This window comes from Pseudomonas sp. HMSC08G10 (genome assembly GCF_001808425.1).
GTDB classification, from domain to species: Bacteria; Pseudomonadota; Gammaproteobacteria; order Pseudomonadales; family Pseudomonadaceae; genus Aquipseudomonas; species Aquipseudomonas guariconensis.
The window spans coordinates 38,093-51,269 of record NZ_KV793297.1; the positions used below are offsets into that span (position 1 = coordinate 38,093).

The following is a 13,177-nucleotide window of genomic DNA, read 5'->3' on the forward strand; positions in this document are numbered from 1 at the left end:
AGGATCCCCATGAAACCCGCCCGACTTCGCGCCGACGTGCTCGCTGGCCTGACCACGTCTTTCGCCCTGGTGCCTGAATGTATTGCCTTCGCCCTGGTGGCCCACCTCAACCCCCTCATGGGCCTGTACGGTGCCTTCATCATCTGTACCCTGACCGCGCTGTTCGGTGGGCGCCCCGGGATGATCTCCGGTGCCGCAGGCTCCATGGCAGTGGTGATCGTCGCCCTGGTGGTGCAGCACGGTGCCCAGTATCTATTGGCCACGGTGCTACTCGGTGGGGGTGTGATGATCCTGTTTGGCGTACTGCGCCTGGGCAAACTGGTGCGCCTGGTGCCGTATCCGGTGATGCTCGGGTTCGTCAATGGCCTGGCGATCGTAATTGCCCTGGCCCAGTTGGAGCACTTCAAGGACGGCGAGCACTGGCTCAGCGGCTCACCGCTGTACCTGATGGTCGGCCTGGTGGCACTGACCATGCTGGTGGTCTACGTGCTGCCGCGCCTGACCCGCGCCGTGCCTCCGGCGCTGGTCGCGATTCTTGGCGTCGGTCTGCTGGTCTATCTGCTTGGTTTGCCGACCCGCACGTTGGGCGACATGGCGCACATCGCTGGCGGTCTGCCACGACTGGCCCTGCCAGAGGTGCCGTGGAATCTTGAGACGTTGAAGATCATCGCGCCCTACGCAGTGTTGATGGCAATGGTCGGCCTGCTGGAAACCCTGTTGACCTTGAACCTCACCGATGAGATCACCGAAAGCCGTGGCTACCCCGATCGCGAATGCGTGGCGCTCGGGGCGGCCAACATGGTCTCGGGGCTGTGTGGCGGCATGGGTGGCTGCGCGATGATCGGCCAGACCGTGATCAACCTCAGCTCCAATGGCCGCGGCCGGCTGTCGGGCGTGGTCGCGGGCGGGATGATCCTGCTGTTCGTGTTGTTCCTCTCGCCGCTGATCGAGCGTATCCCGCTGGCGGCGTTGGTTGGCGTGATGTTCGTGGTCGCCCAGCAGACCTTCGCCTGGGCATCGCTTCGAGTGTTGCGCAAGGTGCCGGTCAGCGACGTGCTGGCAATCATCGCAGTGACGGTGGTGACGGTATTGACTGACCTTGCGACTGCCGTGCTGTTCGGCATCGTCATCGCCGCGATCAACTTTGCCTGGCAGCACGCCCGCGAACTCTATGCCGACAGCCATCTGGACGAGGCGGGCGGCAAGGTCTATCAAGTGCACGGCACGCTGTTCTTCGCCTCGACCACGCCGTTTCTCGATCAGTTCGACCCGGCGCAGGATCCAGCCAGCGTTACCCTGGACTGCAAGCACCTGAGCTTTGTCGACTACTCGGCGATCGCGGCGTTGAAGACCCTGCGCGAACGCTATGCCAAGGCTGGCAAGCACCTGCGCGTGGTGCACCTGTCGGAGCGTTGCAAGAAGCTGCTCAAGCGGGCAGGGGAGCAGCATTGAGCAGGGCTTTTGCCCGCATCGGCCCCTTCGCGGGTGAACCCGCGAAGGTGTCTGGTCACTTGCCGCTACAGCGGATTACTCCCCTTTGCTCTTCTTGACGATGCTGTCGGCGATGCTTGCCGGCGCCTCTGCATACTTGGTGAACTCCATCGAGTAGCTGGCCCGGCCCTGGGTCATCGAACGCATGTCGGTGGAATAGCCAAACATCTCGCCCAATGGCACTTCGGCACGGATCACCTTGCCGGCGGGGCTGTCCTCCGAGCCCTGGATCATGCCGCGCCGACGGCTCAGATCGCCCATGATGTCGCCCAGGTATTCCTCGGGCGTGACCACCTCGACCTTCATCACCGGCTCCAGCAGCACGGCACCGCCTTTCTGGGCCAGTTGCTTGGTAGCCATGGACGCGGCAATCTTGTAGGCCATCTCGTTGGAGTCCACGTCGTGGTACGAGCCGTCGTACACCGCGGCCTTGAGGCTGATCAGCGGGTAACCGGCCAGCACGCCATTTTGCATCTGCTCCTCGATGCCTTTCTGGATGGCGGGAATGTACTCGCGTGGCACCACGCCGCCGACGATCTCGTTGATGAATTCCAGGCCTTCCTTGCCATCGTCGCCCGGTGCAAAACGGATCCAGCAATGGCCATACTGGCCGCGTCCGCCGGACTGGCGGATGAAGCGCCCCTCGATTTCGCAGGTGTTGCGGATCTTCTCGCGATAGGCCACCTGCGGCTTGCCGATATTAGCCTCGACGTTGAACTCGCGGCGCATGCGATCGACGATGATGTCCAGGTGCAGCTCACCCATGCCTGAGATGATCGTCTGGCCGGTCTCCTCGTCGGTCTTGACCCGGAACGAGGGGTCCTCCTGGGCCAGCTTGCCCAGGGCGATGCCCATTTTTTCCTGGTCGGCTTTGGTCTTGGGCTCAACGGCCACGGAAATCACCGGGTCGGGGAAATCCATGCGCTCGAGGATGATCGGTTTGTTCATGTCGCACAGGGTGTCGCCGGTGGTGACATCCTTCATGCCGATCAGTGCGGCGATGTCGCCGGCGCAGACGTTCTTGATCTCGGCGCGCTGGTTGGCGTGCATCTGCACCATGCGTCCGACCCGTTCCTTCTTGCCCTTGACCGAGTTGAGCACGGCGTCGCCGGAACTGAGCACGCCAGAATAGACGCGGGCGAACGTCAAGGTGCCCACGAACGGATCGGTGGCGATCTTGAAGGCCAAGGCCGAGAACGGTTCGTTGTCGTCGGCGTGGCGCTCCAGGTGCTTTTCCTCGTCATCTGGGTCGATGCCCTTGATCGAAGGAATCTCGCTGGGGGCGGGCAGGTAGTCGATCACGGCATCGAGCATCAGAGGCACGCCTTTGTTCTTGAAGGACGAGCCGAGGATGGTCGGCACGATCTCGTTGGCCAAGGTGCGTTGGCGCAGCCCGGCCTTGATCTCGTCAACGCTCAGCGCTTCACCCTCGAGAAACTTCATGGTCAGCTCGTCATTGGCTTCGGCGGCGGCTTCGACCATGTGCGCGCGCCATTCATCGGCCAGCGCGCGCAGCTCGGCGGGAATCTCCTCTTCGCGATAGCTGGTGCCCTGGTCGGCGTCGTTCCAGTAGATGGCTTTCATCTTCACCAGGTCGATCTGCCCGGCAAAGTGCTCCTCGCTGCCGATGGCCAGCTGGATCGGTACCGGGTGGTGGCCCAGGCGCTGATCGATCTGCTTGACCACCCGCAGGAAATCCGCGCCCTGGCGGTCCATCTTGTTGATGTAGGCCAGGCGCGGCACATGGTACTTGTTGGCCTGGCGCCAGACTGTCTCGGACTGCGGCTCGACGCCGTCGGCGCCACTGAACACCACCACCGCGCCGTCGAGCACGCGCAGCGAGCGCTCCACCTCGATGGTGAAATCGACGTGGCCGGGGGTGTCGATGATGTTGAAACGGTACTTGTCGGCAAACTGCTTGGTCGAGCCCTGCCAGAATGCCGTGGTCGCCGCCGAGGTGATGGTGATGCCGCGCTCCTGCTCCTGGGCCATCCAGTCCATGGTGGCGGCGCCGTCATGAACTTCGCCCATTTTATGGTTGACCCCGGTGTAGAACAGGATGCGTTCGGTGGTGGTGGTCTTGCCGGCGTCGACGTGGGCGACGATGCCGATGTTGCGGTACAGCTCGATGGGAGTCGTGCGGGCCATGGTCATTCACCTGTGGGTGAGCGGGTTCTCCCAAGGTAGCAGACGATGGCGCTGCTGATGGGGCCCACGCCAAGTATCCGACGGTTGCCAAGGGGGGCTGATGTGCCGCCTAATCCAGGCCCTGCCTAATGATCTGCCTGGAGTCGCCCATGGCCCTCGAAGTATCGCTGCAGACCTGGTGCCAGCAGCACCCGTTGATCGCTGACCTGGTGCGCCACGCCCCGGTCACTTGGTTTAATCCTGGTGTCGCACCGAGTGCCCAGGCGTTGGGCGATGTACCGCTGGGGGCAGGCGATATCGCCGAGGCCAGCGCACGGTTGACGCGGTTTGCACCGTTCATCGCCTCGGCCTTCCCGCAGACCCAAGCCGCCGGTGGGTTGATCGAATCGCCACTGTTGCCTTTGCCCGGCCTGCAGGCTGCCTTGTGCGATGAGCTCGACCTCGCGCCGCTCGGCACGCTTTGGCTCAAGGCAGACAACCTGCTGCCAATCTCAGGCTCGATCAAGGCCCGTGGCGGTATCTATGAAGTGCTCAAGCACGCCGAGGGTCTGGCCCTGGCCGGCGGCCTGCTCAAGCCTGGAGATGATTACGCAACGCTCGACAGCGAGGCGGCACGGGCCTTCTTCAGCCAGTACAGCATCGCCGTCGGCTCGACCGGCAACCTGGGGTTGTCCATCGGCGTCATGGGGGCGCGCCTGGGGTTGCGCACGACGGTCCACATGTCGGCCGATGCCCGTCAATGGAAGAAGGATCGCTTGCGGGCCTGTGGTGTCGAGGTGCGCGAATACGACGCCGATTACGGCGTCGCGGTCGAGCAGGGGCGGCGCGAAGCCGATGCCGATCCCAAATGCCACTTCGTCGATGACGAAAATTCCACCGACCTGTTCCTGGGCTATGCCGTGGCGGCCGAACGCTTGCGCGGGCAGTTGCAGGCGGCGGGCATCGTCGTCGATGCCGAGCATCCGCTGTTCGTCTATTTGCCCTGTGGCGTGGGCGGTGGTCCAGGGGGCGTGGCCTTTGGCTTGAAGCAGGCGTTCGGCGATGCGGTGCACTGCCTGTTCGCCGAGCCCAGCCACTCGCCGTGCATGCTGTTGGGGGTGTACACCGGTTTGCATGAGCAGGTGTCGGTCTATGACTTCGGTCTGGACAACCACACCGCCGCCGACGGACTCGCGGTCGGCAGGCCTTCAGGGTTTGTCGGGCGTGCCATGCAGCGCCTGATCGACGGTTACTACACCGTCAGCGATGCCGAACTGTTCCGCTTGCTGGCGCTGGTGGAGAAGCTAGAAGGGCTGGCATTGGAGCCTTCGGCGCTGGCGGGCGTGCCGGGCATGGGCCGGGTGTTGCAGGAAAACCAAGGCTATCGTCAGCGTCTGGGCCTGGATGAGCGGCGCATGGCCAATGCCACCCACCTGGTCTGGGCGACAGGCGGCAGCATGGTGCCGCGTGAGGAGATGGACGCTTACCTGGAAAAAGGCCGTGCCATCGTGCATGGCCGCCAGGGGCGCTAAGCCCGGCGGCCAAGCGCCCGGGTCAGTCGGCCAGGGCTTGCAAGTGCCACTGGCCGTCGGTTTCGCGGGCCAGGCCGCTGGCCGGCAGCAGGGCCAGCAGACGCTCGTGCAGGGCGGTTTCGGTGAACGTCTTGACGGTGGCCAGGTCCAGCGCGCCAGTCAGTGGCAGATCGTTCTTGGTGTAGGACAGCCAGGCCTTCTTCAGCACCAGCAGGACATCGCTCCCCGCGGTGTTGGCGAAGCGCCGGTGCACGGTACGGCCTTCGAGTGCGAAGGTGTGCTGGTGGCTGTAGCCACTTTCGTCGCCGCCCCGTTCCAGGCAGCGGTGGCAGCGGCAGGCGCCTTCGCCGAAGGCATTGCGCAGGTAGGCGTTGAAGTCCACGACGGGCTTGAGACTCAGGCGTTTGTCGACTTCGAACAGGTCGGCGATCAGGGGTTCTTCGGCGCTCACTCGGGATCCTCGTGTGGTGGGGCGTGCATCGGCGGGCACCCTAACAGATTTCAGGGCTGCGGTCTCGGGACGGGCGGATGCCTGTGAACGAGCCGTTTGCCCGGGCAAATGCGCGCGCGGTACTCGCGCGCGCGCATCGCCTGCCGTAACCTACGCACCCTTGGCGCCCGATGCGCCGTCCCTTTCCTATGAGGCAACCCGATTGAGCAAGTACCCCTACATCGCCACCGTGACCGTCAGCGCCGAAGACCGTGGGGGTGATGCCGAAGCCATGGAAAACCCCAATATGCGCGTGGGCCTGGAAGCGGTCACCGAAACGCTGAAGAAGGTGCACTTCGTCGGCACCCTGGCCGCGCCGGAAAAGTCTGCCACGCACATCTGCGTGACGCTGGAGAACGGCCTGACCTACTACGGCCCGATCGTCAACGGCCACGCCGAACTCGAAGGCGGCTGGATCGCCTTCGAGTCCGACATGCTCACCCCCGAAGAGTTGGGCCTCTAACGCCTCAGCCCAGCGCGGCGAGGCACTGTTCGAGGATATCCAGGCCTTCTTCGAGGACCTGCGGCTCGATCGTCAGCGGTGCCAGCAGGCGAATGATGTGCCGCGCCTTGCCGCTTGGCATCAACAGCAGGCCTTTGGCGCGGGCCGATTCGAGTACCTTGGCCAGTTGGGCTGGCGCGGGGCTGCCGTCGGCATTGACCAGCTCCAGCCCGCGCATCGCTCCGGTGCCGGTCAGGCGACCTAGCGCCGACGTCAGCCCGGTGGCCTTCCAGCGCTGGTAGCGACCTACGATGGCCTGCTCCTGGCGCTCTCCCCAGGTCGCGAGATTCTCGTCGGTCATCTGCTCCAGGCTGGCCAAAGCCGCCGCGCACGCGATCGGGTTGCCCGAATAGGTGCCACCCAAGCCGCCCTTGGGTAGAGAGTCCATGACCGCCTTGCGGCCGACCACCGCGCCCAGTGGCATGCCACCGGCGATGCTCTTGGCCAACAGCAGCAGGTCAGGCTCGATGCCCAGGCGAGGGAAGGCGAAGCGCTGACCGGTGCGGCCGAAGCCAGACTGGATCTCGTCGATGATGATCAGGATGCCGTGCTCGTCGCAGAAGCGGCGCAGTGCCTGGGCAAAGGTCGGGTCCAGGGCCAGGAAGCCGCCTTCGCCTTGCACGGGCTCGAAGATGAACGCTGCGACGTCTTCTACCGCCAGTTCCACGCTGAACAGCCTGTCCATGGCTTTGAGCGCCTGCTCACAGGTGACGCCGGTGTCGGCGCTGGGGTAGGGCAGGTGGTACACCGGCCCGGGCAATTCACCCACGCGTTGCTTGTACGGCGCGACCTTGCCGTTGAGGTTGAGGGTGGCCAGGGTGCGACCATGGAAACCACCGTCGAAGGCCACGATGGCGCGCTTGCCGGTGGCGCCACGGGCGACTTTCAGCGCGTTCTCCGCAGCCTCGGCGCCGCTGTTGGTGAGCATCCCTGCCAGGGGGTAGCTCACCGGTACGAAGTGCTGCAAACGCTCCATCAGCGCCAGGTAGGGGCCATGGGGGGCAGCATTGAATGCATAGTGGGTCAGGCGTGTGGCCTGGGTCTGGATGGCCTGGACCACAGCCGGGTTGCAATGGCCCAGGTTCAGAACGCCGATACCGCCGACAAAGTCGATGTAACGTGTGCCGTCGGTGTCCCAGACTTCGGCATTGCGGCCATGGGAAAGTGTAATCGGATGAACAATTGCAATGGACTGGCTGATACTTTCCTGATTCATGTGCACGCAAACCTTGGTTTGATTTTCTTATTATCCAAGCGCGGCGAAGTGTCGTTTCGCAAACGAATTATTCGATTGCGGTCATTCCAAAAATTCTTGTTTTTCATGGGCGAGCTTCCTGTGCAGCCCTTCGCGGCCTGTCGCCAGCGCCCACACTAAACTTCAGTCGCCCTGTGCCACTCGCTCCAGGATCCACTGCACGAACGCTCGCACCTTCGGTACCTCCGCCGCATGCTCGGCGTGGGCGATGAAGTGCTTGCCATTGCTGGGTACCGGATGATCCCAGGCCACCACCAGCTTGCCTTCGGCCAGCTCCTCGGCGACCAGGTATCGCGGGATCAGGGCGATGCCGCAACCTGCGATGGCGGCGCGGATGCACAGGTAGAACGTGTCGAAACGTGGGCCGTGATAGCTGTTTTCGCTGTGCAGCCCAAGGCCCAGGAACCACTCGTGCCAGGCCTCGGGCCGCGAAGCGCATTGCAACAGGCGATGCTGGGTCAATGCTTGGGCGCTGTCGAAGCGGTGTTGGGCCCGTAGCGACGGCGCACACACCGGCACCACCGCCTCGCTGAACAGTTCGATGCACGTCGCGCCAGGCCAGGTGCCCTGCCCGAAGAAAAAGGCGATGTCCGCCCTGGACTGGACCAGGTCGAAAGGTTCCAGCTCGTTACGGATGTCCAGGTGGATACGTGGGTGACGATCGCCGAAACCCTTGAGCCTGGGCACCAGCCAGCGGGCTCCGAACGTCGGCTGGGTGGCGATGCGCAGCACCTCGGTTTCATCGCCGTAGCTCAGGATGTAGCGGCTAGAGATGTCGATCTGGGTGAGGATCTTGTTCACTTCGGTCAGGTACAGCGCGCCGGCCGGTGTCAGTTGCAGGCGCCTGCGGATGCGCTGGAACAGCGGGTGCGCCAGCATGTCCTCCAGTTGCGCCACTTGCTTGCTCACGGCGCTCTGGGTCAGGTGCAGTTCCTGCGCCGCCCGCGTGAAGCTCAGATGACGAGCGGCCGCTTCGAAGCACTGCAGGGCGGTGGAAGAAGGCATCAGGCGTTTTGACATGAGCGGTGAGTACCCCGTGAATTTGGAAGGATTTCATTCCGCAATGGAATCATGTGCTTCGAAAAGGTCGTTTGTTGACCTCGTCTTATTAGATTAATACTGACCTGTATCAACGATGACAACCCGCTGTTGAAACAGGAGAAGAACAATGACTGTCGACGCGTTCGAACGTCTCGGCGCGGCTGAAATTTTATTTGCCATCGGCAAATACCAGCGTCCAACTGCACGGCATCGATAAGGGCCTGCGCCTGATCTGATCGAAAACAACAAGAACACGAAAGCAACGATTTTTGCCTTCTGCTCCCTTTTCAGCCGCCGCTGGCGGCGGCCGACCCATTCGAGGGTTCCCCATGGCATCGCCACACCTAAAAAAACAACGCTCGCTGCAACATGGCCTGACCTCGCGTCAGGTCTCCATGATTTCCATCGCCGGCATCATCGGAGCCGGCCTTTTCATCGGCTCTTCCAACGCCATCGCCACCGCGGGGCCCGCGATCCTGATCTCCTACGCCATGACTGGCCTGCTGGTCTTGCTGGTGATGCGCATGCTGGGCGAAATGGCGATTGCCAACCCCAACAGTGGTTCATTCTCCACCTATGCCGCCGAGGCCATCGGACCCTGGGCGGGTTTCACCATCGGTTGGCTGTACTGGTGGTTCTGGGTGCTGATCATCCCGGTCGAAGCGATTGCCGGCGCGGATATCCTCCATGCGTACTTCCCCGGCGTGCCGTCCTGGTTGTTCGCGTTCCTGATCATGGTCGTGCTGTCGGCCACCAACCTGATCAGCGTGAAGAACTTCGGTGAATTCGAGTACTGGTTCGCGCTGGTCAAAGTGATCGCCATTCTTGCGTTCATCGGCATCTGCAGCATGGCCGTGTTGGGCGTCTGGCCGCTGGCGGAGGTCTCCGGTGTCAGCCATCTGTGGGCCAGCGGCGGCTTCATGCCCAACGGCTTTGGCACGGTGCTCGGCGGCGTGTTGATTACGATTTTCTCGTTCTTCGGCGCCGAGATCGTCACCATTGCGGCCGACGAGACCGCCAACCCGAAAGACAAGATTCGCCGCGCTACCAACCTGGTGGTGTATCGCATTGCCATCTTCTACCTCGCCTCGATCTTCCTGGTGGTGTCGCTGGTGGCCTGGAACGACCCGGGCCTGAAGGCGGTGGGGTCCTTCCAGCGCGTGCTCGAGGTCCTGAATGTGCCGGGCGCCAAGCTGATGGTTGACCTAGTCGTACTGGTGGCAGTCACCAGTTGCATGAACTCCGGTCTCTACACCGCTTCACGCATGCTCTATTCGCTGGGTGCACGGGGCGAGGCGCCGCGGATGATCAAGCGTATCTCCGGCAATGGCGTGCCGACCGTGGCAGTCGTGCTGTCGACCCTGGCAGGTTTCGCCGGTTGCTTCGTCAACTATGTGTTGCCTGGCAAGGTGTTCGGCTTCCTGTTGTCGACCACCGGCGCCATCGCCTTGCTGGTGTACTTGGTGATCGCCGTGTCGCAGTTGCGCATGCGGGCGCGTGCCGAGCGCGAAGGCACGGAGCTTGCGCTGAAGATGTGGTTGTTCCCTTGGCTGACCTGGCTGGTGATCGGGCTGATCGTCATGGTGCTGGGCTACATGCTGTTCAGCGATGCGTATCGCTACGAGACGCTGATGACGGCGGGGGTGACCTGCTTCATCCTGCTGATTGCCCTGACCCGCAGGCGTGGTATCTCGGTGCTGGCCCCGGCAACGGATCGGTAGCGCAAAACGAGGCTGCCAACGCAGCCTCGTCGTTGGCGGGGGAAGGGTGGGGCGCTACCATCGGTGGCGTCTTCTCCGCATACCAACAAGCACAGGACGCGTATGAACGAACACGTACTTTCCCAGCAGGAGCTGGCGGCCCCTGAGGGTACCTGCTACGGCTGTGGCTGCTCGCACCCCAGCGGACTGCACATCAAGAGCCATTGGGATGACGATGGTATTCACCTGGTCTGTCGCCACTCGCCCGACAGCAGCTTCATCGGCTGGCCGGGGCTAGTCTATGGTGGCTTCCTGGCCATGCTGGTGGATTGCCATTCCAACTGGACGGCCATGGCCTATCACTACCGGGCCGAAGGACGCGAAGCGGGGAGCCTGCCGCGAATCGATTGCGTCACCGGCACCCTCAGCCTGACGTACCTCAAACCCACGCCGATGGGCGTGGAGCTGGTGCTCAAAGCACGTGTCGAAGGTGAAGTCGGGCGCAAGACCCGGGTCATCTGCGAAGTCTGGGCAGGCGATGTTCTGACCGTGACGGCTGACTCGGTGTTCGTGCGCGTGGATACCGAGAAGCTCAAGCTCAAGGCCCATGGTTTGTCTTGAGTGCTGCTATCGGCAGACGGTCCTGAGCCGTCTGCCGAGTGGTCAACGCCCCAATTCGTTGAAAAACCTTACGTGCTTGTCAGGTGAGTCCTATGCGGCTCGTCCAGGGTTACGAATAGGCTGGTCTGGTTTTCGCAACCGACGGTCTTGGATGTTCGTTTAATCCCACATAAAGCTCCCACTCTCGCCGTTGCGACGCAGGCGAGGTTCTGCTGAGCATCCGAGACTTTTCCTACCCCCCTGATGCAAACGCGTGCGTGATCGCGGCGGGAGCTCCGTGCCCATGCGCCTTGCACCGAGGAGTTGTTTTCATGCGTGCCAGATCCATCCGCAATCTCATGCCTCTGGGCGGCCTGTTACTGGCTCTGGGCGGCTGCGCCAGTGTTGTCGTGCCGACAGAACAGATCGAGCTGACCCGTAACGCGGTCAATCGTGCCGTGGCCGCCGATGCGACCCAGTATGCGCCCGTCGAAATGCGTGCGGCCCAAGACAAACTCAACGCCATGGAGCGGGCGATGGGCCAGCAGGACATGGCTCAAGTCCGCACCCTCGCCGAACAAGCCGAGGCCGATGCCAGCTTCGCCGAGCGAAAGGCCCAGGCGAGCAAGGCACAGGCACAACTTAGTGCCGCCCGCGAAGGCATCGAAGTGCTAAAGCGGGAAATGCTCGAAGCACCCGACACCCTGCCTGCCGTGACCGCCGAATAAGGAGCTGACCATGTCGAAATCGTATCTGTTGCCTTGTGTCTCGGTGCTCGCACTGGCGTTGGCCGGTTGTAGCGCGACGCCAGAAAACCCAAGCTTGCTGGAGGCCCGCGAGGCATATTCGGTCCTGCAAAGCAAGCCTGACGCCAGTCGCCTTGCCGCCCTGGAGACCCAGGAAGCCTACCGTGCCCTTGGCAAGGCGGAGCTGGCCTCGCTCAAGGACCGCAAGGACATGCAGGTCGAGCAGCTCGCCTACCTGGCCAACCGCAAGATCGAGACGGCCGAGCAGACCATTGTGCTGCGTCAGGCCGAGGCCGGTCTTCAGCGTATCGAGGCCCAGCGTACCGAGGCGCGCCTTCAGGTGCGTACCGCCCAGCTCAAGGCGTTGCAATCGCTCAAGTCCCAGCAGACCGAGCGTGGCACCGTCGTGACGTTCGGCGATGTGCTGTTCGACACCGGGCGAGCGCAACTGCGTCCGAGCAGCGACCGCGATATCCAGAAGCTGGCCGCATTCCTCAACGACAACCCTGAACGCAAGGTGCTGGTAGAAGGCTTCACCGATGCCACTGGCAGCGATGCATTTAATCAGAAGCTGTCCGAACAGCGCGCCGTTTCCGTGGCGATGGCGCTGCGCCGTCAGGGCGTGGAGCCTGGCCGCATCACCACTGGCGGTTATGGTAAGCAATACCCGGTTGCCTCCAATGCCGATGCGCATTCCCGGCAGCTCAATCGTCGTGTGGAAGTGATCATTTCCAAAGGTGCAGAGCGCGTTCCGACGCGCTACTGATGTGACGGATGGCGCATCCACGGGCGCGCCATCGGAAACACTGCACGGTCCTTGTGGGAGCGGGTTCACCCGCGAATGCGGTAGTGGATTCACCAACGTATTCGCGGCTAAACCCACTCCCACGCATGGCGGCGAAATCCCCAGTAACAACCGATGGCCAAACCACCAGGTTACCCCTACAGTGGTCATTTCCTCGTTTTCAGGAAGTGCCCATGACCGATCTCAGCGCTTTTCCCATCACCCGCAAATGGCCGGCGCGTCATCCCGAGCACCTGCAGTTGTATTCCTTGGCCACGCCCAACGGCGTCAAGGTCTCGATCATGCTGGAGGAGATCGGCCTGCCCTATGAAGTGCACAAGGTCAGTTTCGACAACGATGACCAGATGAGCCCTGAGTTCATCTCCTTGAGCGCCAACAACAAGATTCCTGCCATCCTCGACCCCAACGGGCCGAACGGTGAGCCATTGCCGCTGTTCGAGTCCGGCGCGATCCTGCAGTACCTGGCTGAGAAGACCGGCCAATTGCTCAGCCAGGACCCGGCCACCCGTTACCAGACCCTGCAATGGCTGATGTTCCAGATGGGCGGGATCGGGCCGATGTTCGGCCAGGTCGGGTTCTTCCATTTCTTCGCGGGCAAAGAGTACGAGGACAAGCGCCCGCGGGACCGCTACGTCAATGAATCCCGGCGCCTGCTGGGCGTGCTCGACCGGCATCTGTCCGGGCGCGAATGGATGGTGGGTGCCTACAGCATCGCCGACATCGCCATCTTCCCGTGGGTGCGCAACCTGGTGGAGCGCTACAACGCACGGGAGCTGGTGCGGTTCGATGAGTTCAAGCAGGTGCAGCGAGTGCTTGAGGCCTTCCTGGCCCGGCCTGCCGTGCAGCGGGGCCTGAAGATTCCGGGCTGAGTCTGCAGGTGTTCAGGGT

12 protein-coding genes are annotated in these 13,177 nt (G+C 62.9%); 8 read left to right on the forward strand and 4 right to left on the reverse strand.

The window, feature by feature from the left end; translation table 11 throughout:
- The first annotated feature begins 9 nt into the window (after positions 1 to 9).
- Positions 10 to 1,452, forward strand: coding sequence for a SulP family inorganic anion transporter (locus tag HMPREF3173_RS05555; protein WP_043209167.1), 1,443 nt, complete (start codon positions 10 to 12; stop codon positions 1,450 to 1,452).
- Between the two features lie 75 nt (positions 1,453 to 1,527).
- Here HMPREF3173_RS05555 and fusA read toward each other — a convergent pair whose 3' ends face one another.
- Positions 1,528 to 3,639, reverse strand: coding sequence for an elongation factor G (gene fusA / locus HMPREF3173_RS05560; RefSeq protein ID WP_070571840.1), 2,112 nt, complete (start codon positions 3,637 to 3,639; stop codon positions 1,528 to 1,530).
- Between the two features lie 149 nt (positions 3,640 to 3,788).
- Between fusA and dsdA the strand changes: the two genes are divergently transcribed.
- Complete coding sequence (dsdA, locus tag HMPREF3173_RS05565) at positions 3,789 to 5,150, forward strand: D-serine ammonia-lyase (RefSeq protein WP_070571841.1); 1,362 nt, start codon at positions 3,789 to 3,791, stop codon at positions 5,148 to 5,150.
- A 22-nt stretch (positions 5,151 to 5,172) separates the two neighbouring features.
- On the opposite strand, the gene HMPREF3173_RS05570 is transcribed toward dsdA, so the two are convergent.
- Positions 5,173 to 5,601 (reverse strand): hypothetical protein, encoded by a 429-nt coding sequence (locus tag HMPREF3173_RS05570; protein ID WP_070571842.1) that lies wholly within the window; start codon positions 5,599 to 5,601, stop codon positions 5,173 to 5,175.
- Between the two features lie 202 nt (positions 5,602 to 5,803).
- On the opposite strand from HMPREF3173_RS05570, the gene HMPREF3173_RS05575 reads away from it, so the two are divergent.
- Positions 5,804 to 6,103 carry a hypothetical protein gene (locus tag HMPREF3173_RS05575; protein WP_043209175.1) on the forward strand — a complete coding sequence of 100 codons (300 nt, stop codon included), beginning with the start codon at positions 5,804 to 5,806 and terminating at the stop codon, positions 6,101 to 6,103.
- Between the two features lie 4 nt (positions 6,104 to 6,107).
- Here the strand turns inward: HMPREF3173_RS05575 and HMPREF3173_RS05580 are convergent, their stop codons facing one another.
- Together HMPREF3173_RS05580 and gcvA are read right to left on the reverse strand one after the other, a co-directional pair.
- A complete protein-coding gene (locus tag HMPREF3173_RS05580) occupies positions 6,108 to 7,358 on the reverse strand; it encodes a 2-aminoadipate transaminase (RefSeq protein WP_070571843.1) in 1,251 nt (416 codons plus the stop codon).
- A gap of 162 nt (positions 7,359 to 7,520) precedes the next feature.
- Positions 7,521 to 8,417 (reverse strand): transcriptional regulator GcvA, encoded by an 897-nt coding sequence (gcvA, locus tag HMPREF3173_RS05585; RefSeq protein WP_070571844.1) that lies wholly within the window; start codon positions 8,415 to 8,417, stop codon positions 7,521 to 7,523.
- Positions 8,418 to 8,767: 350 nt separating this feature from the next.
- Between gcvA and HMPREF3173_RS05590 the strand changes: the two genes are divergently transcribed.
- The 5 genes from HMPREF3173_RS05590 (at position 8,768) to HMPREF3173_RS05610 (ending at position 13,158) form a co-directional block, all read left to right on the forward strand.
- Positions 8,768 to 10,159 carry an amino acid permease gene (locus tag HMPREF3173_RS05590; protein WP_070571845.1) on the forward strand — a complete coding sequence of 464 codons (1,392 nt, stop codon included), beginning with the start codon at positions 8,768 to 8,770 and terminating at the stop codon, positions 10,157 to 10,159.
- Positions 10,160 to 10,261: 102 nt separating this feature from the next.
- The gene (locus tag HMPREF3173_RS05595) at positions 10,262 to 10,759 is read left to right on the forward strand and encodes a PaaI family thioesterase (protein WP_043209182.1); all 498 of its coding nucleotides are present in this window, start codon (positions 10,262 to 10,264) and stop codon (positions 10,757 to 10,759) included.
- Positions 10,760 to 11,070: 311 nt separating this feature from the next.
- Positions 11,071 to 11,466, forward strand: coding sequence for a DUF4398 domain-containing protein (locus HMPREF3173_RS05600; protein ID WP_070571846.1), 396 nt, complete (start codon positions 11,071 to 11,073; stop codon positions 11,464 to 11,466).
- A gap of 10 nt (positions 11,467 to 11,476) precedes the next feature.
- On the forward strand, positions 11,477 to 12,250 hold the full coding sequence (locus tag HMPREF3173_RS05605) for an OmpA family protein (RefSeq protein ID WP_070571847.1): 774 nt from the start codon (positions 11,477 to 11,479) through the stop codon (positions 12,248 to 12,250).
- Between the two features lie 212 nt (positions 12,251 to 12,462).
- Positions 12,463 to 13,158: a glutathione S-transferase N-terminal domain-containing protein gene (locus tag HMPREF3173_RS05610; protein ID WP_070571848.1), complete on the forward strand. Its 696-nt coding sequence runs from the start codon at positions 12,463 to 12,465 to the stop codon at positions 13,156 to 13,158.
- The last annotated feature ends 19 nt before the right edge of the window (positions 13,159 to 13,177 follow it).